The sequence below is a fragment of the Veillonella parvula genome (genome assembly GCF_018378075.1).
Lineage (GTDB): Bacteria > Bacillota > Negativicutes > Veillonellales > Veillonellaceae > Veillonella > Veillonella parvula_K.
Genome location: NZ_JAGZYE010000008.1, coordinates 45,551 through 68,171, shown reverse-complemented (window position 1 = coordinate 68,171; position 22,621 = coordinate 45,551). Strand labels below are relative to the sequence as shown.

Sequence of the window (22,621 nt, the reverse complement as noted above, 5' to 3'; positions counted from 1 at the left end):
ATATCTACTAATCATACTTTTTATGCATTTTAAGCATAGAATTATAGTCCCAAATGAAAAAAATGCATGTATACCTCCTCAAAAGGATATACATGCACTTACATGGTACTATATTAATCTTAATCTATATTATGAGTTATTATATCGAAAAAGTCCAATACTGAAATAGCATGGATAAACAGTTAGAAAACCTCATAGATATGCTCTATTGATAATTCCTAGGACTTATATTCTCTAAGTATACTATTATCTACAACGGTGTGTTCCTTGTAATAATTACGGACATATTCAATAAAGGTTTTAACAACGATTAAATTTTCCGAATCTTTTGTGTACACCATATTGGTATCACGGGTGATATATTCACCATTTTTACTGCGTAATGGACTCACATAGATATCTTTGTCCTTACAGGATCCAAGTCCCATATACGTCAAGATAGACCATCCTAGACCTGCGCGCACAAAGTGACGACACGTACTCATAGAATTTACGTCCATCGCCACACTTGGAGGCTCGTCAAAATGTTCTGCACACCAAGTTTCAATAATATTTGCCACCGATGCATCTGTTTGGTATTTAATGAACGGTACCTTTACTAAGGATTCAGGCGGCACTAATTCTTTATATACAAGACAATATGGCTCTGCTAGTAACAGTTCAGACTTACCAGACACGTCATAGCCACCACGAGCAAAGGCGACCATACAGTCACCAGTATTAAACATTTTTACCACTTGATGGCTGAAAGCAGTCTTCACTTGGATATGAACATCAGGATATTGTTCGCGGAAAGCTCTCAATAAAGCCGGTAGTTCATAATCTGCAAAGTTGATAGATGATGCGATTTTCAAGGTCCCTTGAATCTTGCCAGAAGCGGAGTTCATAGCGTGCTCCAAAGCCTCTTCTTCTTGCATCATTCGCTTACAGTAATCATAGAAAATTTCGCCTTGTGCCGTGAGGGCAATCCCCTCAGCAGTCCGCAACAACAGAGAATGGCCCAAGGCTTTTTCCATATGGCGCAACCGATAACTCAACGCTGGTTGCGATAAAAATAATTTTTCTGCAGCCCTTGTAATATTGCCTTCATCGACAACAGTAACAAAGGTTTGCCATTCTCTATCGTCCATACAAACTCCTTTATTATCGCTTATTACCAAAGATGCGTAATAAGGATAAGAATAAGTTAATGAAATCTAGGTATAGGCTCAAAGCGCCTGTGATTTCAATGCGGTCTAAAATTGTTTCATCCTCCATGAGCGCCACTTGTGTCACATTATTCTTAATGCGGTTCACATCGATAGCTGTAAAGATAGAGAATACTACAACACCTACATAACCTAGAACTAAACTAACAGTATCACTAAAGCCACTGAGTACAGTCCAGTTAAAGAAGCGGGCCCCCATCATCACCAAGGATACGATGATCATGCCGAACAATGCCGCCATCACATATGGTGTAAGGGATGATAAATTACGTTTAGTTGTAGCCCCTACCACTGCAAAGCCAATGAAGAAAGCAAGCGTACCTATTAACGCCGGAATAACAACATCAAACACATTGTATCGCAATGATACCAAAGTCAATGTGAGACCATTCAAAGCACTATAGAGGAAGAACATACCTCGTAACGTCATTACATTAGCAGAATATGCACGAGCACTAAAAAGGAATACCACACCTAGCTCTACTAATAAGATAATATTAAAATTTTGGTACGCAAAGCGTAACCAATTTGGATTCACTAATGCAGCAAAGCCAACACCAATAGTTGTAAGTAAGCCTACAACCATCCATAAAAAAGAGCCTTTTAATCGTTGGGATACGATACTTTCAACCTGTGCAACCTCAGCTGCAGTAGGTCCTGTTACATTATATGGATTCATACTATCCCTCCTTATTTAATTATCACTTATAGAGATTATCGAGCATTGGCAATGCCCGCAAACACCTTACCACGTTCGCCATCGATAGTCACTTCTTGACCTTCAAGAAGCACTTCATGAGCATTTTTAGCGCCTAAGATAACAGGAATACCATAGGTAATGCCCGCAATAGCGCTGTCCGATGTATAACCATCTTCTACGGCAATAATGCCACCTGCTCGTTTTGCAATAGCCATCAATTCAGGCTCAATTGTGCCTACCACAAGGATATCACCATCTTTGAAACTTTCATAATTACCCTTATGATTAGCCGCAATGTATACATTACCTGTAACGGATTTACGTAAAATACCATTGCCAGACAAGAGTACTCGACCTGCAATGTGAACGCGAATCATGTTTGTAGTACCGGTTGCACCGGATGGCACACCAGCGGTAACAACTACAAGGTCACCAGACTCGATAGCCCCAGTACCAAGCGCACCAGTAATGGCTTGTTTTACCATTTCATCGGAGTTGATAATTTCATGTCCCTTAATAGCCTCTACGCCCCAGCATAATTGCATGCGACGAATAGTTTCCTCATGAGGTGTGACAGCGATGATTTTACAATCTGGACGATGACGCGCCACGCTAAGTGCGGTGTGGCCAGATTCAGTACATGTCAAAATAGCAGCGGCCCCGAGATTTTGAGCTACGCGCACACTAGCCAAGCATACGGCGCTTGTAGTAGTCATTTCTTCATCCTCACGAGCGCGGCTATAGCTATCGTAAATAGCAGCCTTTTCCGTTACCTCTGCAATGCGAGTCATGGTCGCAACAGCTTCTATAGGATAGGAACCATTGGCTGTTTCACCAGATAACATAATCGCATCGGTACCATCCAAAATGGCGTTAGCTACGTCACTTGCTTCCGCACGTGTTGGACGTGGATTTTGAATCATAGACTCAAGCATTTGTGTCGCCGTAATAACGGGTTTACCCAAGTTATTGCATTTTTCAATCATCATCTTTTGAAGTACTGGCACTTCTTCTGCAGGGATTTCTACACCGAGATCGCCACGCGCAACCATGAGGCCATCAGCTACTTCCAAGATTTCATCGATATTTTTAACGCCTTCTGCATTTTCGATTTTCGCGATAATCTTGATATCTTTTTTCTCAGACTCAAGAATGCGGCGAATAGCCACAATGTCTTTACCGCGTTGCATGAAGGATGCGGCCACAAAGTCTACCCCTTGTTGACAGCCAAAGCGCAAGTCCGCTTCATCCTGTTCAGATACAGGTGGCAAGCTTAGTGCTACACCTGGTACGGCTACACGCTTGCGGTTGCCGATTTCCCCGCTATTTTGAACAGTTGTAATGATATTATTGCCTTCGATAGCATCGATGGTAAGTGTTACAAGCCCATCAGCCAATAGAATTTTATCCCCTACGGACACATCACCTGTAAGACCTTTGTGGTTCACGGAGCTAAGCTCTTTTGTGCCTTCCACATCATCTGTAGTCAACGTAAATGGTTGACCAGCTTCGAGGAATACCTTGCCTTCTTTAAATAGACCGAGACGAACCTCAGGGCCTTTTGTGTCGAGCAATAATGCGATCGGTTTATTCACAATCATCGCTGCATCGCGCACCATTTGCATGCGTTCTGCTTGCTCTTCATGGGATCCGTGAGAGAAGTTAAAACGAGCTACGTTCATGCCCGCCCGCATCATATCTTCTAAGATACCAAATTTATCCGTTCCCGGACCTACAGTACATACTATCTTTGTACGTTTCATCTTTCCTCCTATGAAAGCACATCCAAGATTGGATCTTTCATTTCTTATTATATCAATGTTGGTGAAAGCTATCTGTGCCTCACACAACATATGTTATTGCACCTCTACGGAGCCTTCACCTAAAATAGATTCAATAGCCCTGATGGATTCATCACTAGGGTCAAAGCACATATTTGGTGGCAGATTAATCCGTTTTCGTTGACGGTGTAAATATAATGACGTTGGCACAGAGCCAGCAGTGCTAGTCAACACGCGTTTTAAGGCTTCGCTATTTTCTGGTGTATCATATTGGCTATAAATGTGGATTGCCACCTGTTTTGCCTGCCCATAGTTTACCTTTAATGGCGTAATACGGTCTGCAATGATTTGCACACCTTTTTCATCCGCATCAACCCGGCCTTTTACCTTAACAATCATATCGACTGCAATGAATTGCTGGCTTTGACTAAAGACCTTAGGGAATGCCACTACATTAGCCGCACCAGAATAATCTTCAATGCGAAGAATGGACATAACCTCATTGCGCTTCGTCATGCGGTCTGATTTATTTTCGATGAGACCGCCAAAGGTAATGGTTTGACCATCGTATTGCTCTGGATTTTCTACGAGAGCGCCCAGTTCAAAGAGGCCCTCCAACTCCTTCGCATATCCTTGCAATGGATGCCCCGTAATGTAAAAGCCGGTATATTCCTTTTCATCCTTTAACTTATCGTCTTCCGATAAATCCTCCACATTGGGAACAGGGATAAAATCGACAGATTCTTCCATATCGCCAAAGAGGTTCATAGTGCCCATAGCGGCATCCTTTTGCTCTTTAGCACCAACGGCTTGTGCGCTTTCATACATGTGCAACAATTGGTTACGATTTTCCTTGAAACCATCCATGGCACCACAACGAATGAGACTTTCAAGCAATCGTTTATTAACGACCTTATTATCCACCCGTTTGCAGAAGTCCACGATATCCGTATATAGACCATGCTCATTGCGCTCAGTAATCAAGCGATCGATGGCATTGTCCCCTACGTTCTTGATACCGCCAAGCCCGAAACGAATAGCATCGTCTTGTACGGCAAAGCTGCGCTCAGAATAGTTAATATCTGGACCTAAAACCTTAACATTGTGCTTCTTGCAGGAGTTGATGTAATACGTCAACTTTTGCATGTTCTGCATGAAGCTCGTCATGGTAGCCGCCATGAATTCAGGGAAATAATGGGCTTTCAAGTACGCCGTTTGGTACGCGATATACGCATAAGCCGCACTATGTGATTTATTAAAGCCGTAACCAGCGAAGTATACGAGCAAATCGAATACTTCATTCGCAACGGACTCGGTAATACCGTTCGCTACAGAGCCTTGAATAAAGGACTCCCGTTGTGCCTTTAGAACAGATTCCTTTTTCTTGCCCATAGCACGGCGCATCAAGTCCGCTTGACCAAGGGAGAAACCACCCATGGCGGACGCAATCTGCATAACCTGTTCTTGGTATAAGATTACACCAAAGGTATCTTTTAAAATCGGTTCTAAAATTGGATGTAAATAGGTAACCTCTTTTTTACCGTGACGGCGGTCGATAAAGTCCGCCACCATCCCAGAGCCTAGTGGGCCTGGACGATACAAGGCTACCAATGGAATTAAATCTTCAAAATGCTCAGGCTTAAGGTCCATTACAAGCTTTGTAATACCTTCCGACTCAAGCTGGAATACACCAGAGGTGTCGCCTTTTGTGAGAATGTCACACGCCGCCTTATCATCAAGCGGAATGGCATCTAAGTCTAGGTCAATACCACGGTTCGCCTTGATGAGCTTTAAGGCATCCCCCATAACCGTCAAGGTACGGAGGCCCAAGAAGTCCATTTTTAAAAGCCCTAATTCCTCGATGTTATCCTTATCGTACTGCGTTACAAAGCCTTCATCGTTGGCATTTTGTACTGGTACGTGGTCATCTAGAGGGTCCGCAGAAATTACGACGCCCGCCGCATGCGTGGACGAATTTCGCGCTATGCCTTCTAGCTTTTTACCAAAATCAAATAATTCTTTAACGTTTGGATCAGCTTCGTATAAAGCCTTTAACTCTTTACCTTGTAAAGCCTTATCCAAGGTAATCCCTAGTTCGTTGGGAATCATCTTAGCGATGCGGTTCACTTCAGCCAGTGGTAAGTCGAGCACACGACCTACGTCACGGATAACGGCACGAGCCGCCTCAGTACCAAAGGTAATAATCTGAGACACACGAGCTTGACCGTATTTTCTTGTCACATATTCGATGGCTTGACCACGCTTTTCATAGCAAAAGTCAATATCAATATCGGGCATGCTTACCCGCTCTGGATTTAAGAACCGTTCAAAGAGCAAGTCGTATTTCAATGGATCAAGGCCTGTAATACCTAATAGATAGGCTACTACAGAACCGGCCGCAGAACCACGTCCAGGACCTACTAAGATATCGTGCTCACGAGCATAGCGCACATAATCCCATACGATGAGGAAGTAGTCCTCAAAGCCCATGGTTCCAATAACATCTAACTCGTAGTCGAGACGTTTTTGTAACTCTTCAGAGGTCTCTCCATATAGGCGAGGAATTTCTCGTTCACAAACCTTACGTAAATAGGTCTTAGACGTTTCCCCTTCTGGCACATCAAAGTGTGGCAAATGATGTTCGTCGAAATTAAACTCTACATTGCAACGGTCTGCAATTTTTAAGGTGTTTTCGATAGCCCCTGGGATATGTCCAAATAACTCCGCCATCTCATCCCCAGACTTGAGATAAAACTCATCATTCGGGAATTTTAAGCGGTCTACCTCAGCACGGCGACGACCTGTAGATATACAAACCTTAATATCCTGCGCGTCTGCATCCTCTTTTAAAACATAGTGGAAATCATTAGACGCTACAATGCCAAGACCATATTCCTTGCTGAGCTTAATGAGTTCCTCTTGAGCCTTTGCCTCCTCTGGCAAACCATGATTTTGAATTTCTAAGAAAAAATTATCCTTGCCGTACGTCTCGATATGCCATTCGATGGAACGCTTGGCGCCTTCCATATTGTCTTGCAAAATATACTGAGGAATTTCTCCTTGAATACACGCACTAAGGGCAATAATCCCTTTGCTGTATTGGCGCAATAAATCTCGGTCTGCACGAGGACGATATAACATACCTTCCGTAGATGCTTTAGACACGATTTTAACAAGATTACGATACCCTTCCATAGTCTCCGCCAATAGGATGAGATGTTTTAATCTTTCACGGCTGCGACCTTCGGGACGATCAAATCGGTTGTTTTCCGTTACATATACTTCACAACCGATGATAGGCTTAACGCCTTGGGCTATACACTCTTTATAGAAATAAATGGCTGCGTACATATTGCCATGGTCCGTGATGGCAAGGGCGGGCTGATTTAACTCCTTCGCACGACGTACCATGTCAGGCAAACGACTTATGCCGTCTAGCAAACTAAACTCTGTATGACTATGTAAATGTACAAATGGCTGCATGGTACACCTCCTTTAAGGGCGATGAGCAAAATACACGTTCAATGACTTCTTACGAGCCTTCCAATCTGGCAAAAACTGTGCCACGAGATTGTGAAAGTTCTTGGAATGGTCTAAATATTTAAAATGAGCAAACTCATGAACCATAACGTACTCAATATACGCCTGTGGTCCCTCTAACAAACGGGTGTTCATCTTGACGAGCTGCTTTGCAGGCGTACAAGAACCCCAACGACTCTTCATTCGCTGCTGTTTTATGATTGGCATAGGCACATCAATACCTTGCTTGTGAAAGCGCTGATACACGACCTTTGCCCAGTGGACAAAGACCTTCTCCCCTAAATTACGCCAGTAACTCTGCATTAATTTATGCTTTGCTTCAAAGGTCGTACCCTGAGGTACAACCATGGTAAGAATGGCTTTCCCGTCAAAGCCTATGTGAGGCTTTCCATCCTGCTCAACTAAGCGCAACGTAACTGGAATGCCGAGGATGGATAAACTTTCACCATTCACATACTGCAACGCATCGACGCGCTTGGCATTCAATGCATCAATCTTGTAACGAGCCCGCTCAATGAAGGACATATTCTCGATGACAAACTTGTCCACCCTATAATCCGGCACATACCCATTCGCCGACACATGGATCACACCATCCTTTGTAATGCGCATGTTCATGTTCTTCACACGCTTGATGGTTAACTCATATTCAATTCTGTCGCCATTATAGGTAATAGACCTAGTTGTTGAAGTATTCATACCTTTTATTTTATCATAAAACACTCATGAAAACGTAGAATTCTGGTAATTTTAATAGAACTACTTAGATTTTAATCAATACTGATTTTTATTAGTTTTCAATATAAAAATGACACCTATACCAGTCCCTTATGAAAGGTATAGATGTCATTAAAATAAGCTTATAACATTTAACACTAAATATTATTTAAGGATAGAAGTTAATAAAGGTTAATCCCAAAATTAAAAGTAATCATAAGTATAGAACCAACTTAATAATCTTTTAGAATCTATAATCCCAAGTCTATAAACTTCCCTAAAACTTTAATTTGCCAGAACATCCCTCTAGTAGCTTTTAAATCAATGTCTGTTTTTAACTTATCAAAACTCACATCATAAAATGGTAATAATACCTGTAATGATGCTAATTTTGCTTTCATAGTAATTAATTCTTTACTTAATTGCCCGGATATATTAGTATCAACTATCTCCTGTAAATTGGAAATACATGCTTGAAAATCTTCATTCTGAATACGTTCACACGTATATATTTCAGACAAATAGGTCTGTTTAATACAACTTAAGATTGATTCAGAAATGAATTCAGGTTTTTGTAAGACTTCATACAATCCTAACAAAAACAACGCCCAAAATATCTCCTCTACATAATCGGTAAAGAAATAGATACCGAACTTCTTTTCATCATGTGTAGAAATCTTTAACGCTTCAGATAAAGTATTACCCTCTAACTCCCGTTCTATTAAAGCAATCCAACTACTGCATTCAATATCATCTAACATATCATTTAATGGTGGTATAGGAATCCTACGAGCCATCCACTCATCAACATCCTCTAAACTCATCCCATCTCCAATAATATTTAACAATTTATCGGACAGATGTGCTTTTCTACACATTAATCGAATTAACATACTAAATATGTAATATTCTAGAATGGTCAAATCAATATAATTTCGTCTATATGCCTTAACAGCGCCCAATATAAAGACCATTAAAAATGTATCTAAGCTTTTTTTATTTTTAAAATAAATCATAATTATACCTCTACCCACTATATTATTTTAGCTTTTGATTTACTGGTTTATCATTAACCCTTTTTATTTATAGTAATAAATAATATATATTCTTTAGCCAGCCTCCCCAACTAAGTATGAATACATTGAAAAGTTAATCACTCTAAATAGTTTTCTAACCTCATTTTATGTTCTGGTTTTAAGCTCATATTATCTCGTGCAGTGACTAACTTAACAAATAATTCTTCTATAACCTCCTTATCCTCTTTACTAAATTGACTATAATGATCTATAGCTATAATTTTATCTTTCAATTGTTTATCATGATTTCGTTCTTTGATTAATTCATTAATACTAAACTCTTTTGATTTACTAGAAACCATTTCATTAATAAAATTATAATTTAATAAGTTATTAGAATAGTACTTCCATACTATACCAGTTTCTAAATCTATCTTAGTAATGCTTCCAAAATCAACATTATAGAATATATTATTAGAAATTTTATACGTATCAATTTTCGATAATTTAGATCCTGTAGCTAAATTATAAATTCCACGGGTTTCGTAAGAAAAAAAGAATGGAAATCTAATGATACTTCCCTCCTCTATAGGAATTCTTTGCCTAAAATCAGCATAAAATTTGCTTTTCCAAACTTCCTGTTCCGAATCAGAAAAACGACTAAATTCTGGATATACATTAGTAATGTCATTTATTCTGATTTCATTAGATGGCTCTTTATGTAATATAAATACATGTTCGTTATTTAATTCATTATATACACCAATACCATTTGTAGTTATATAATATATTTTCCCTCGTACTTCATCAAAACCAAGAACATTAGAAGCAATTATATTAGTTGGCTCTTTGTAATATATTATACCTCCCCTCAGATCCAAATAGTGGATAAATGGGTGTATAAAATTTGTAGTAAAGAAAAGCCAAACACCCAAAATAATACCTACTACTATTAAACAAGAAAGACCTATTCTCTCAAGCCATTTTTTTGAGTTTCTTCCTATCCGCATGAAAGCTCATCCAATCAATTTCATCAACGAACTTAAAATCATTTATCTCCATAAGTTAGCTCTAAAGATACCTCACCATTAGATGTTAATGTATATACTAAACCAGAGAATGGGTTTTGATTATAGAATTTAAAAGTCTCAATCATCGCTAAAACTTCATTCTTTAAATCATACATAATTTCCGAAATAATAGCCGGCTCTTCATCATTATTTTCTACATACTTTGTAATATATGAATCATCCTCAGTTTTATAAACCCAAAGCTCTACAAAGGGATTATTAACATTCATATCAAAGTGTAATTTAGCACGATGCCAATTTAGAGGGGTTAATTTATATATATTTTTGGCCACTTTATTATGATGTTTTTCAAGTTCCGATTCCAAGCTTTTATACTTTAACTTAAACACCTTATCAATGGCAGTATAATTTTTTGCTAATACACGAGATTCCATATCTTCCAATAATAAAATACCTCGTGGACCTTTTAGCATTTCTTTATATACATGCGGATCAAATTCATCTTCATTTTCCAAAACACCAAAATTTTTATATACCCACTTATATCTATTTTGGAGCCAGTAATCGTCAGTTACAGGGTCATTATGAAATTCACAATGTGGCTCATAGTCATCGCGTAAAATATACATTGTTCCCCACGTCCATTGTTCTGTAGAGGCTTCATGAAGTAAACGTACATACGTTAAAATCTCACTAGTCCCAGCTTTTATAGATTTTACTTTTTCATCACTGCAATTATATAGCAAATCTCCATAACTAATGATCGAACCAGCCGGGGTTTTTACATAATAACAAGCCGAACTCATACCTGATTCTGTACATTCAAAAAACAAATAACACTTATACCAATGTCTTGGCATACAATCAATAAGTAAATCTCTTATTTTATTAATATATGTATTCATAGTAGTTCCTATTAATCTTCACTTTTCCAATTAAATCTATTTAAATCTTGATGAAATTAAATACAAACATACATGTTAATAAAAATAGCATTGGCAATGTAGAATAAAAATCTTTTTTAGCTTTTTATTGAGCATTGCTTTCACGTCAGGTGATAAACTAAAATCCGATTCAATAGCAGGAACTCTTAACCACATTTCTAATAAAAACAGAATTACAGATGTCAATTCTAATAAAAACCGCACTAATCTAGAATACCCTGCAAAAATAATATATAAGAAAATTATCACACCTATAGAAAGCTCTGTAATTAACAAAGATTTTGAGCGTTTAATTTTAATATGCTGTAATGTGAAGTATGGATTTTTAATGAAATACAGACAAAATAAAAATGCTAAAAATCCTGCAAATACTACTATCATAACTTTCTCCTATAAGACTAGTAAATATTTATTTCACTTCTATATTTAATTATATGTTAAACTAGCATATACCACCAAAGAATATTTTGTTATATACGGCAAAAAAAAAGCACCATCTATCGGGGGACGACTTATGTGTCGATTAGCTCCCCAAATAGATGGTGCTTTTGTTTTAAATTGTGCAAGTTAAGGAATACCCTCAATCTACAAGGTAGTATATTAAACTACTTTATATTCCGTCTTGCCACTAAGCTACCAGCACTGCTAGCTAGTCCAGCCCGATTGATATGTGGGTTCCCATGTTTGTACGTCTTTGGCTTGCTGTCTTTATCTTCTACTTTTGATTTCTCAAATTTAGCAAATAGATTGTCTAGCTCACGCAAGAGCGCACGTTTTTGTGAGTCTTTCAACTCGAATACATCACCTTTATAGGCGATGTATTTATTTTTTAGTACAGGACTGAGATCATAGATGGGCTCGTGTTCTTCTCCATTTACATCCAACAGCTCATCCAAGGTCAATCCATAATAGCGAGACAGGGCACAGAGTGTATCTAAATCTGGTTCGCGATACCCTGTTTCGTAATTTGAAAGCGCCGCATTACTGATACCTACGGCCTTTGCTACTTCGATTTGGCTTTTGCCCATGCGCACGCGAGCACGCTTTAAGTTCTTGTAAAACTGCATGTTCATCACCTGTATCGATACATAAACAACTACAAACTATAACTTCTTATAATAATGTATCACTGATTTTTTTGAAAGCTTCATCAGCTACTGCTAATGTGCGTTCCACTTCACTGCTCTTATGGCAGATAGATACGAAATTACTTTCATAAGGACTTGGCGCATAGTAAATACCATGGCTCAAGTTATGGTGGAAGAACATTTTGAATTGTTCTTCGTTGCAAGCTGCTGCATCATCAAAGTTCTTAACTGGTTTATCAGTGAAGAAGATGGTGAACATAGAGCCTACACGCTGTACTACAACAGGCACATTGTATTGTGCCGCCAATCTTTCAAAGCCTTCGCAAAGGGCAATCGTCGTATCTTCTACTTGTTTAAATACCGTTGGATCACGTTGCAAAATAGATAGTGTGGCAAGACCAGAGGTAACGGCAATAGGGTTACCGCTCAATGTACCGGCTTGGTAGATAGGACCAGCTGGTGCAATTTGGTTCATAATCTCGCGAGAGCCACCAAACACGGCAAGTGGCATGCCACCGCCAACGATTTTACCAAGGCATGTAAGGTCTGGTTTGATATTGTAACGTTTTTGAGCACCGCCACTACTAGCGCGGAAGCCACACATAACTTCGTCAAAGATCAACACAGCACCGTGAGCCTTAGTTACTTCGCGCAAGGTTTCGAGAAAACCTGGTACTGGAGGCACACAGCCCATATTACCTGCTACAGGTTCCACGATGATGGCCGCAATAGTATCGCCCATATCGTCGAATAATTTACGAACCGCTTCAGAATCATTGTACGGCAATGTTATGGTATTCTCTGCTACGCCTTGAGGAACGCCAGGGCTATCCGGCACGCCAAAGGTAGCAAGGCCAGAGCCAGCTTTTACCAAAAGCGCATCACTATGACCATGGTAACAGCCCACAAATTTCACGATACGATCGCGACCAGTATAGCCACGAGCAACGCGCAAGGCACTCATGGTAGCCTCTGTACCAGAGTTTACGAGGCGGATTACCTCCATAGACGGCATGAAGGCTTGTATCTTTTTAGCCAATTCTGTTTCTAGTAGTGTAGGCGCACCGTAACTAGTACCGCGAGGAATAGCCTCTTGCAGGCTCGCGATGACTTCAGGGTTCGCATGGCCCAAAATCATAGGGCCCCAGCTCAACACATAGTCGATGTATTCGTTGTTATCGATATCATAAATGCGGCTGCCACTGGCACTGCTGATAAATGGAGGGTTAGATCCTACGCTGCGATAGGAGCGAACCGGACTGTTTACGCCGCCCGGCATATAACGTTTAGCCTCTTCAAAGGCCTTTTCAGATTTACCGAGTTGGAACATAGTTCCTCCTTATTGTTGTAACCATTTAGCAATATCTAAGGCATGGTACGTAATGATGATTTTAGCACCAGCACGCTTCATGGAAAGCATTGTTTCCATAACGAGGCGTTCTTCATCGATGAGACCAGCCGCAGCAGCAGATTTAACCATCGCATATTCACCGGATACATTGTATACTGCAACTGGCAATTCATAGCGGTCACGCGTTTCACGAACGATGTCCAAGTAGGACAAGGCCGGTTTAATCATGATAATATCTGCACCTTCAGCGATGTCGAGTTCGATTTCTCTAAAAGCTTCTAAACGATTAGCCGGGTCCATTTGATAAGATTTGCGGTCACCAAATTTTGGCGCAGAATTAACAGCTCCGCGGAACGGACCATAGTAAGCAGATGCATATTTTGCTGCATAACTCATGATGGATACATTGGTATAACCTGCCGCATCAAGGGCTTCACGAATAGCACCTACGCGACCGTCCATCATATCGGATGGAGCCACCATATGTGCACCAGCTTCTGCTTGGCTTACCGCAACTTTACAAAGCAATGGTAATGTTTCGTCGTTCAAGATTTCATGGTCATCAATCATGCCACAGTGACCGGTAGAGGTATATTGGCACAAGCATACGTCAGAAATAACCAAAAGATTTGGCACGGCTTCGCGGATGGCTTTGATGGCTTGTTGTACTGGTTGGGACATATCCCAAGCAGAGGAACCTTGCTCATCTTTATATGTAGGAATACCAAAGATTTCTACACCACGCACACCAAGATCATAAGCCTCTTGAGCTACTTTCACAGCCTCATCAACAGACAAGTGATATTGACCTGGCAATGTGTCGATTTCTTTTTTGATACCTTCACCAGGCACGATAAATAATGGATAAATCAAATCAGTTACGTCGAGTGTCGTTTCGCGTACCAAATCACGCATTTCTGGATTGATACGCAAGCGGCGAGGACGGTATGTTAAATCGTACATGTAATCCTCCTAAATGTCTTTTACAATAGCGTTTACTAGGCCATCAGTTGTATATACATCACTGATGATGGCCGGTTTAAGACCTGCACTCATAGCGGTAGCAGCCGTAATTGGCCCAATACAAGCTATTTTAGTCTTACCTAACAATGCTAAAGCATCGTCACCCAATAATTGGATTGTATTTGTTACAGTAGAAGAACTTGTAAAGGTAATATAATCTACTGTGCCTTCTGTTAACGCTGTTACTAATGCTTCTTGTTGAGATGTATCTTGTGTTGTTTCGTATAAACGCAAAATATCTACATCCATATCGCGATGACGCAAGCAGCGTGGAATTACATCGCGTGCTACCTTTGGTTGAATCAACAATACAGAATCCCCTGCATTAAGTTCTTCTTCAAGAGCCTCCACAGCAGATTCAGCCTTATAGTCTACAGGAATGATGTCTGGTACGATGCCATATTTATGAAGTTCACGAGCCGTAGCACAGCCGATAGCCGCCACTTTAGAGTTGCCTAAAGCACGTGTATCTTTGCCTTCTTTATAAAGAGCATCGAAGAAGTAGCGAACCCCTTCACCAGATGTGAATACGATGCATTGGTATTGTTTTGTATTATTAATAATGCGTTTATCTTCCTCAAACAATTCCAATGGAGATGTTTTAATTGCCGCGGCTTCCACTACATTAGCGCCTTGAGCCGCTAATTTTTCGCGGAATGCACTTGCTTGGGAGCGAGCGCGTGTGACCACAACAGTTTTCCCAAATAAAGGTTTATTATCGAACCATTGTAATTTTTCACGAAGGTTTACTACATCACCTACTACAATGATAGCTGGCGCTTTTAATTGAGCCTTTGCTACATCTTCAACGACATGTTCAAGGGTAGAAACTAATACCTCTTGTACTGTTTTTGTTCCCCACCGAACAAGTGCTACTGGTGTAGAGGCTGCCCGGCCATGAGCCATCAACTTTTCGGCAATGACAGGCAAATTACCGACACCCATTACAAAGCAAAGTGTATCTACCGCCGTAGCAAGGCCTTCCCAATGGATACCGGATACTGCTTTTGTAGGATCCTCATGACCTGTTACCACCGCAAAGGATGTGGCCATAGCGCGTTGTGTTACAGGAATCCCTGCATAGGCAGGCGCTGCGATAGGAGATGTTACACCTGGCACGAACTCAAATGGCACACCGGCTTCGCCAAGAGCCATCGCTTCTTCACCGCCGCGACCAAATACGAGCGGATCACCGCCTTTTAATCGTGCTACGATTTTGCCTTCTTTACCTTTTTGGACTAATAGCTCATTGATTTCCCATTGATGCATTGTGTGATCTTTACATTGCTTACCAGCGTAAATCAGTTCAGCATCTGGACGTGCCCATTCTAACAGATGGGCATCCGCTAAATAGTCATATACAATTACATCTGCTTTTTCGATGCATTCACGGCCTTTTACAGTGATGAGTTTAACATCGCCAGGGCCCGCACCAATTAGATATACCATACCTGTCATTTTATGATTCCTTCCTCTATGAGAGCATCCACAATACGTTTGCCCCCTTCTTCGTATAAGGCTTTTGCAAGATTTTTACCAAGGATCTCGCCCTTTTTAGCGGGACCAGAGATTTCCCCTTCGTACACAGTTTTTCCATCGAGGGATGCAATCATAGCCTTTAAAGTCAATTGACCTTTATTGATGGTGCCATGTACGCCCATTGGCACTTGACAACCACCATTTAATTGACGCAAGAAACTGCGCTCCCCTTCAACGGCATAGCGCGTTGCTTCATCGTTGATAGGATCCAACATGTCAAGCATTTCCGTATCGTCGGCACGACACTCAATAGCGAGTGCCCCTTGTCCAACGGCAGGAATCATTTCGTCGGCCTTGAAGACTTGTGTAATTTGGTCTTCTAACCCCAATCGCTTAAGGCCTGCTTGAGCCAAGATAACACCGTCTAGCTTTTCCGTTTCAATTTTGCTCAAACGAGTCTGCACATTACCGCGAATCACCTCTACCTTTAGGTCAGGGCGAACATGTAGCAATTGAGCTTGACGGCGCAAACTACTGGTACCAACACGAGCGCCTTGTGGCAATTTGTCCAGTGTTTTATACACAGGACTCACTAGTGCATCATAAGGTACTTCACGAGCGGAGATGGCACCAAGAGTAAGGCCTTCAGGCAACTCTGTAGGCATGTCCTTTAAGCTATGTACAGCGATGTCGATATCGCCTTTATGCATAGCCGCTTCCAATTCAGCAGTAAATAAACCTTTACCACCAACTTGAGCCAGTGGTTTCTCTAAGATACGGTCACCCTTTGTATTAAAGTGAACCAGCTCTACCGTAATATTTGGGTACAGACGTTGTAATTCTGTACTAATATGTTCAGCCTGCCATAGGGCAAGGGCACTTTTTCGCGTGCCGATTCGAATATGATTTCTCATGGCATTAGCCTTCTTTCTCAAGATTAAACATATCTTTGAATAAGTCCCAGTACAAGCCTTCTTCCTCTGTACCAGCAATTTCGTTGAAGTGAATCATCGGTTCACGCAACATTTTACGGATGATCATGCGACTCATCGAGTCCATAACACGGCGCTCCTTATCGGAAATATCTGGCAATTTAGCTAATGCGCGATGTAACTCACGACGGCGAATCCGTTCTGCCTTTTCTGTAAGCAATGCCATCATCGGACGCACTGTTAAATAACTCAATTTATCCAACAACTCTTCAATAGCATCATGAATAATAGGCTCTGCACGACGAGCTTCCTCTTCTCGTTGTGCCTTGTTTTCTTCTACTACACTTTCAAGAGAATCAATATTAAATAGATAAATACCGTCCAAGTCTGCCACCGCAGGATCGATATCACGAGGTACCGCTATATCGATCATAACGATTGGTTCACCCTTGCGAAGAGTCGTAATTTTCTTCGCTTCTTTTTCAGTAATAATATAATGCGGTGCCCCTGTAGATGTGATAAGAATATCCGCATCTTTAGCATACTCTACAAAGTTATCGAGCTTAACAGCTTTACCATTAAAGCGTTCCGCTAACATTTCAGCCTTAGCAAAGGTTCTATTAGATACGAAAATCGTTTTTACACCCTTCGCTTGTAAATGAGTAGCTGTCAATTCACTCATCGTACCAGCACCCAAAATAAGTACTGTAGCTTCGGATAATGGCTTATCTAAACTGTCCTCCGCAAGATTGACCGCCGTGTAACTAACAGATACAGGCGTATTAGCAATGCCCGTATTAGTACGTACCTTTTTACCAACGCTAATAGCCCGTTGGAATAAAATATTAAAAATTGTTCCCGTACAGCCTGCGCTATAAGCCTGAATATAAGCCCCTTTTAATTGGCTCAAGATTTGGCCTTCCCCTAACACAAGGGAATCAAGACTAGCAGAAACGCGGAATAGATGCTCAATACAATCTCGTTCTTCGTAGAAGAAGAATGCATCTGCATCGATATGATCTGCTCCTTTTAAATCTTTTAACACTGCCAACATGTAATCCTTCGGGAATTCTACACCTTCTAAAGCAGCATAAATTTCCGTTCTATTACAGGTGGATAATATAACGCATTCTGAGATACAGTCAAATTCATAGAGGCGATTTAGTGCGGCAACTACCTCGTCTTTATCAAACGAGAAACGTTCACGCACCTCTACAGCGGCACTTCTATGATTTAGACCTAATACCACTAATTGCATAGTTTAGTTTCTCCTCTATAATCATCCACTCTCCCTTGAGAATGGCTTCAAATGTTTCTACCGTCAGATTGTCTCGCCAAAATTTCTGTCGAGCCTCTGGAGTAGGAAGTAGTAACTTTACTTCTTCTCTAAATATTTTAAGTCTAGGCATAGCCTTTTGCAACTGACCATAACGATTCATCATATCTTGTCGTACGAGACGATTGATACGAGGTCCTACATTATTGGCACTAATAGCAATATGAAGATCGCCGAGTTCAAGGGATGACGGCACAGTAAAGCTACACGCGCTCGGATCATCACTGCGGTTGGTCCACACGCGATGTTTTTTTCCTAGCTCATACAAGGTATCGTTTAGTTCATGATTATCGGTGCAGATAAACAGCAAACTACTCGAAATAATATGCTCTTCGTCGTCCATTGTGAAAGCCCGATCACACCAAGTGATGCGATTTCCCTTTGCCCATTGGCTAATCGTATCCGTCACAGTTGGAGCAATAACGACAATTTGGCAAGGCTCCTCAATAAAAAGCTGCATCCGTCGTTCCGCTACTTCTCCGCCGCCTACGAATAGGATTATATCTTCAGTTGTAGGTTGAAATGTTATGGATACCATGGCTGTCCTACTATATACAAAAAAATCGGCTTGATGGTCAAGCCGATTTTCAACTGCCTACATAAATCGTTTCAGATATACGCCGATACGCCCTTTACGAGAGGTACCTGTAATAGCTTCTACCTTCATTCGGCCACGACCACGCATGGAAATGACATCCCCTTCTTTAACCTCTTGGGATGCCCCCTTAGCTGGTTGCCAGTTTACTTGTAATAAGCCCGCATTGATAGCACTCACCAATTTAGTGCGAGATACACTAAAGCCAGAGCTTGCTACCGCATCTAAGCGCAAGGAAGCGACTGTAGTACGGACTTCTTTAATTTTTTCTTCTTTTGGTGCAATATCTGATAACTCAATAGTCTCTACAGATACAGAAACCATAGCAATTTTCGTAAAGTTTTGAATTACGAAATCAGCCACGCTTTCATCCACCATAATCTGAGCGCCCCCTTGCTGGACGATAACGTCCCCAAATTTGGAGCGATCAATGCCAAGGCCCATCAAGGAGCCTAGCACATCGCGGTGAGTGAGCAATCGGAACCGAGGGTCCCAATTCACCTTAAGAGCGCGAATACCCATATCCACAGTACCGTTAAAATCGCTGTCTACAAAAGCGATACGAATACGTTCCGCCCCTTCATAGCCACCGTCAGTTTTAACTGTTAACTGTGGGTAATTAGCCTTGATAGCATCTGCAATAACAAGGCCTGCAGGACTCGTAAAATCCGCCACACGGTATGGGCGACCTTTTACGACCTGCTCAGCCAAATCTAGCATGCGACGAGCTTCCTCGCCACTGCCACTGGCCTCGAAATATCGTATTAATTTACTAGTATCTGCCAAAATTATTTCCCCAACTCATTCGACCGAGCAAGACATGCTACTACGCCATCTTGGAGAGAACTGCGAAGTCCACCTTTTTCCATGGCACCAATACCCGCAATGGTGGTGCCACCAGGGCTTGTCACTTGATCTCGTAGTACCGCTGGATGATTGCCACTTTCAAGAGCCATCTTACCTGCACCGTACATCGTTTGAGCCGCTGCCTTTATAGCCAACTGACGTGGCAAACCAATGCGAACGCCCGCATCAGCCAATGCATCAAGGATGACAAACATATAGCCAGGGCCCGCACCAGATAGTGCGCCTAAGCGATCTAAATCGGCTTCGCTCACCACTGCTACCTCGCCTACAGCCTCAAATAAGGCTTGTACAGCACGACCTAAGTCAGTATTCACATCATCCCCGGCAAGTGCCGTCATGCCCGCACCGATAGAAGCCGGTGTATTTGGCATAGCTCTAAACCAGTTAGCTTGTGGAATCGCCGCATCAAGAGTATCTAATGTGACGCCAGCGGCAACGGAAATCATAACAGTCCCATAAGGTACTTCTTTTAAAGTCTCTAACACAGATGGTAACACTTGTGGTTTTACAGCCAATAAAATAGTGTTGTACTCGTTTACATTAGGCAATGTAGTAAAACCTACTACACCAAGCTCCTCTGCAAGAGCCTTACATTGTTCTTCGCGACGCACTAGAATGTGTGTATCACAGGCTTTCAACACACCATGCTGTAATGCACCGCGCAATAGAGCGCCCCCCATTGAGCCAACGCCTATACATAGGGTTTTACCTAACATAGTTATCACCACCATTTATAGAGAGATTATTTGTTTTCCCAAGAATATTCGTTTTGCTCAGTTGTGTTGCTTTCATTGTCATTATAATCAATGGAAATATTTACAGGTACACACATAAAAATGTCTTTACCTACTTTTTCCAATTTGCCATCCAATGCATAGGTCGCACCAGATACGAAATCTACAATACGAGCTGCTTCATGAGGGTCTGTATTTTCAAAATTAATCAATACAGGACGCATGTCGCGCAATTGATGTGTAATATTTTCAGAATCTTCAAATACTTTTGGTTCAATTACAACTACTTTCATAGCTGTTGGACGTTGTGTCATCGTAGATTGGCCTCCTACCTTGCGTGGATGAAATTCAGATGCACCGGACACGGGAGCCGCTGTTGCTACTGGGGTAGGTTCAGCTTCGTATTCCTCTTCATCTTCGTATTCGTAATCATCATATTCATAGTCATCATCAGTTCTGCCTAAGAATAAGTTTTTTGCTTTGTCTAAATAATCTCCCAATGCCATTTGGATTTCCTCCTAATACAATTAACGCTTCCGATTATCAGGTAACCCGAACCTTAGTAATATACACGTTCCCCAAAAATTGCTGTGCCTACACGAACGATGTTAGCCCCTTCTTCCAAAGCGACCTCAAAGTCGTGAGTCATCCCCATAGATAAATATTGAATCTGCCCTTCTTCAAAGTAGCGTTTCATATCCTCAAACAAGGCATTCGCTACGCGAAAGATTGGACGAGCTTCCTGTGGATCATCGAAAAATGGCGCCATACACATCAAGCCCCTTACGCGTACATGAGGCAATGTTTTTGCATAGTCTCGTATTTCTGGAAACTCTTCAACGGTCATTCCCGTTTTAGAAGCTTCGCGGGCCACATTGACTTGCAGCAATACATCTTGTATCTTGTCGTGCTTTGCAGCAACCTTTTCGATTTCATCTAATAATTTACGGCTATCCACAGAATGAATTAAATCAAACATAGGAACCGCTTGGCGCACCTTATTGACCTGTAAATGACCAATCAAATGCCATGTTAATTGTGGCCCCTTATAGGTTAGCTGTTTTTCTTTGGCCTCTTGTACTCGATTTTCCCCTACATGAGTGACACCGAGCCGTGCGACCTCTTCCACAGCCGACACAGGGTGGTTCTTTGTAACCGCCACTAATAATGCTGTATCTACGCGACCAACACGCGCCATAGCATTGGCCATGCGCTGCTGTATAGCGTGTAGGGATTCTTCAATCACGTGAATGCCCCCTTCAATCTATATATCATAATCATCAAATATATTTGTATAGACTATTCTATTATATAGTATTTAGGGTCAAATGTACATGATTTAGGGCTTATTCCCTCCACAAATCAAAGCATGTATATACTTAAAATATCATACTTTATTATGATTCCTGTGAAAGTCGAATTTTATCGGTCTTGTAACATCGCAAATAAGGCCATCCGACCTGTTAGGCCTGCCTCTCGACGATAAGAATAACAGTCTATTTCACTTACACTATCGGTACCACCAATTGTAATGTTCTCTGGAGGAACGCCATTTACAAGGAGATCCTCACCAATAAAGTTCCATAAATTGATATAAGCCTTGTCTAATTTATCGCCAGGATAATTGACAACATCAGATGCATCTCGGTCTGTCATATCTCTCCAGGCTAATTCAAAGCGTTTACCTAGTTCTACATCTACTTCAAAGGACTCTGGTCCAATACTAGGCCCAAGATATATATAGCAATCTTTGAACTCGGTCCCATAAGCCTCTTTCATGGCCTCAATAGTAAGTACTGGTAAGCGGCCAATGGCACCACGCCAACCTGCATGTGCCGTTGCAATCACATGATGTTTGGCATCGTAAATGCCTACGCCAACGCAATCTGCAGTGAACAGAAATAATGGCACATGAGGTAGATTTGTAAATACCGCATCACAATCATTGATGGCCGTATCTTCTCCAAAAGCACCGGCCCCAATAAGGTCTTCTGTGATTTCTACAGCCTTTAAACCATGGACTTGATTGCCACAAGAAATACGGTTTGGTTCAACACCTAAATATTTCGCAACAATAGCTCGATTTTCTCGTACACTCTGAGCTTCATCGCCTACATGAAAAGCTAGATTTAATGATTCATAAGGGGCTTTAGATACGCCACCATGACGATAGGTATCGCCCATAACAATAGGAAATCGCTCACTCCAGCTTGGCGTCTCATAAGACCATATACCATGAGGACCTTTCACATCTATACGTTTTACAAATTGATTCATCT

The 22,621-nt window shown here is 41.2% G+C and carries 21 protein-coding genes; all 21 read right to left on the bottom strand.

The annotated features are described in order from the left end of the window. Positions 1-218: 218 nt before the first annotated feature. Positions 219-1,130, bottom strand: a complete 912-nt coding sequence (locus KH286_RS08045) for a LysR family transcriptional regulator (protein WP_060919687.1) — start codon at positions 1,128-1,130, stop codon at positions 219-221. A 13-nt stretch (positions 1,131-1,143) separates the two neighbouring features. Continuing rightward, positions 1,144-1,887, bottom strand: coding sequence for a Bax inhibitor-1/YccA family protein (locus tag KH286_RS08040; protein ID WP_004695271.1), 744 nt, complete (start codon positions 1,885-1,887; stop codon positions 1,144-1,146). A gap of 35 nt (positions 1,888-1,922) precedes the next feature. Further along, positions 1,923-3,671 (bottom strand): pyruvate kinase, encoded by a 1,749-nt coding sequence (pyk, locus tag KH286_RS08035; RefSeq protein WP_008715016.1) that lies wholly within the window; start codon positions 3,669-3,671, stop codon positions 1,923-1,925. Positions 3,672-3,764: 93 nt separating this feature from the next. Further along, entirely contained in the window at positions 3,765-7,172 is a 3,408-nt protein-coding gene (locus tag KH286_RS08030; protein ID WP_278617814.1) for a DNA polymerase III subunit alpha, read from the bottom strand. Positions 7,173-7,184: 12 nt separating this feature from the next. Then, complete coding sequence (locus tag KH286_RS08025; protein ID WP_042975903.1) at positions 7,185-7,952, bottom strand: M48 family metallopeptidase; 768 nt, start codon at positions 7,950-7,952, stop codon at positions 7,185-7,187. A 245-nt stretch (positions 7,953-8,197) separates the two neighbouring features. Continuing rightward, complete coding sequence (locus tag KH286_RS08020; RefSeq protein ID WP_039965274.1) at positions 8,198-8,962, bottom strand: DUF3969 family protein; 765 nt, start codon at positions 8,960-8,962, stop codon at positions 8,198-8,200. A gap of 137 nt (positions 8,963-9,099) precedes the next feature. Then, the gene (locus KH286_RS08015; protein WP_004696814.1) at positions 9,100-9,972 is read right to left on the bottom strand and encodes a hypothetical protein; all 873 of its coding nucleotides are present in this window, start codon (positions 9,970-9,972) and stop codon (positions 9,100-9,102) included. A 38-nt stretch (positions 9,973-10,010) separates the two neighbouring features. After that, positions 10,011-10,898, bottom strand: coding sequence for an immunity protein YezG family protein (locus KH286_RS08010; RefSeq protein WP_278617813.1), 888 nt, complete (start codon positions 10,896-10,898; stop codon positions 10,011-10,013). A 75-nt stretch (positions 10,899-10,973) separates the two neighbouring features. Next, positions 10,974-11,318, bottom strand: a complete 345-nt coding sequence (locus KH286_RS08005; RefSeq protein WP_278617812.1) for a hypothetical protein — start codon at positions 11,316-11,318, stop codon at positions 10,974-10,976. A 224-nt stretch (positions 11,319-11,542) separates the two neighbouring features. Further along, positions 11,543-12,004, bottom strand: a complete 462-nt coding sequence (locus KH286_RS08000; RefSeq protein ID WP_278617811.1) for a helix-turn-helix domain-containing protein — start codon at positions 12,002-12,004, stop codon at positions 11,543-11,545. A 46-nt stretch (positions 12,005-12,050) separates the two neighbouring features. After that, positions 12,051-13,355: a glutamate-1-semialdehyde 2,1-aminomutase gene (gene hemL, locus KH286_RS07995; protein WP_278617810.1), complete on the bottom strand. Its 1,305-nt coding sequence runs from the start codon at positions 13,353-13,355 to the stop codon at positions 12,051-12,053. A gap of 9 nt (positions 13,356-13,364) precedes the next feature. Beyond that, positions 13,365-14,339 carry a porphobilinogen synthase gene (gene hemB, locus KH286_RS07990; RefSeq protein ID WP_008602583.1) on the bottom strand — a complete coding sequence of 325 codons (975 nt, stop codon included), beginning with the start codon at positions 14,337-14,339 and terminating at the stop codon, positions 13,365-13,367. A 9-nt stretch (positions 14,340-14,348) separates the two neighbouring features. Continuing rightward, positions 14,349-15,857: a uroporphyrinogen-III C-methyltransferase gene (cobA, locus tag KH286_RS07985; protein ID WP_205113009.1), complete on the bottom strand. Its 1,509-nt coding sequence runs from the start codon at positions 15,855-15,857 to the stop codon at positions 14,349-14,351. After that, a complete protein-coding gene (gene hemC, locus KH286_RS07980; protein ID WP_120055999.1) occupies positions 15,854-16,792 on the bottom strand; it encodes a hydroxymethylbilane synthase in 939 nt (312 codons plus the stop codon). Before hemC ends, cobA begins: the two co-directional genes overlap by 4 nt. A gap of 4 nt (positions 16,793-16,796) precedes the next feature. Then, complete coding sequence (gene hemA / locus KH286_RS07975; protein WP_004695233.1) at positions 16,797-18,068, bottom strand: glutamyl-tRNA reductase; 1,272 nt, start codon at positions 18,066-18,068, stop codon at positions 16,797-16,799. Beyond that, positions 18,037-18,684 (bottom strand): precorrin-2 dehydrogenase/sirohydrochlorin ferrochelatase family protein, encoded by a 648-nt coding sequence (locus KH286_RS07970; RefSeq protein ID WP_008714985.1) that lies wholly within the window; start codon positions 18,682-18,684, stop codon positions 18,037-18,039. Before KH286_RS07970 ends, hemA begins: the two co-directional genes overlap by 32 nt. A gap of 57 nt (positions 18,685-18,741) precedes the next feature. Then, a complete protein-coding gene (locus KH286_RS07965) occupies positions 18,742-19,527 on the bottom strand; it encodes an RNA-binding protein (protein WP_008714983.1) in 786 nt (261 codons plus the stop codon). Between the two features lie 2 nt (positions 19,528-19,529). Beyond that, positions 19,530-20,324 (bottom strand): pyrroline-5-carboxylate reductase, encoded by a 795-nt coding sequence (gene proC, locus KH286_RS07960; protein WP_038125708.1) that lies wholly within the window; start codon positions 20,322-20,324, stop codon positions 19,530-19,532. A 26-nt stretch (positions 20,325-20,350) separates the two neighbouring features. Next, positions 20,351-20,848, bottom strand: coding sequence for a cell division protein SepF (locus tag KH286_RS07955; RefSeq protein WP_004695224.1), 498 nt, complete (start codon positions 20,846-20,848; stop codon positions 20,351-20,353). Positions 20,849-20,901: 53 nt separating this feature from the next. Then, a complete protein-coding gene (locus KH286_RS07950; protein ID WP_021148483.1) occupies positions 20,902-21,588 on the bottom strand; it encodes a YggS family pyridoxal phosphate-dependent enzyme in 687 nt (228 codons plus the stop codon). A gap of 176 nt (positions 21,589-21,764) precedes the next feature. After that, positions 21,765-22,619 (bottom strand): polyphenol oxidase family protein, encoded by an 855-nt coding sequence (locus KH286_RS07945; RefSeq protein ID WP_155086561.1) that lies wholly within the window; start codon positions 22,617-22,619, stop codon positions 21,765-21,767. Between the last annotated feature and the right edge of the window lie 2 nt (positions 22,620-22,621).